The 769-nt window shown below is 41.2% G+C and carries 1 protein-coding gene; it reads right to left on the reverse strand.

All coding sequences use genetic code 11. The annotated features are described in order from the left end of the window. Positions 1-497: Rossmann-fold NAD(P)-binding domain-containing protein (locus QUF07_RS14015; protein ID WP_502879047.1), on the reverse strand; the 497-nt coding region annotated here is incomplete at its 3' end. Positions 498-769: the final 272 nt, after the last annotated feature.

Consider the following 769-nt stretch of genomic DNA (forward strand, 5'->3'; position numbering starts at 1 on the left):
ATGAAGGTTAAGGTTAATCCTTGTAGTTTACCGAAGTTTTCCTTAACGGTCATGAAGTCAGCCAACATTTGAGTTGGATGCCATTCGTCAGTTAAGCCGTTCCAAACTGGCACACCACTGTCTCGAGCAAGGATTTCGGCATCACTTTGCTTGAAGCCACGGAATTCAATCCCATCAAACATGCTGCCAAGCACTTTAGCAGTATCTGATGTTGATTCCTTCTTGCCTAACTGAATGTCATTTTGACCCAAGTATTCAGGATGAGCACCTAAATCAATGGCTGCTGTCGTGAATGCTGACCGGGTCCGAGTAGATGATTTTTCGAACAGTAAAGCAATGTTCTTACCTTCAAGGTAATGATGAGGGATGCCAGCCTTTTTTAAAGCTTTCAAATGTAATCCAAAATCAATTAAATATTCAAGTTCTGCGGCAGTAAAGTCTTTTTCAGCCAATACACTGCGGCCTTGAAATACGTTTTGTCTGAAGTCTTTTGTCATAATCGATTCTCCTTGATTAATGATGTTTTTGGGTACTGTGGATTTTTGTTTTCCGCTACCTATGACAGAGGGAATGTTCTCTGATACATGAGCACCCGTTCTCAATTCTTATAGTGGAAATGTGCTCCGACAAGCAACAATCTGCACATAAGCACCTTGCTACATAGCGAAAATGTGCTCCACCAAGCAGAAACTTGCACATAAGCACCTTATTCAAAAATCCCCAAACCAGGATTTCTGAATAAGGAGACTTATGTTCCAGTTTCTAACCG

The sequence above is a fragment of the Lentilactobacillus sp. TOM.63 genome, from assembly GCF_030361045.1.
In the GTDB taxonomy this organism is placed as follows: Bacteria; Bacillota; Bacilli; order Lactobacillales; family Lactobacillaceae; genus Lentilactobacillus; species Lentilactobacillus dabitei.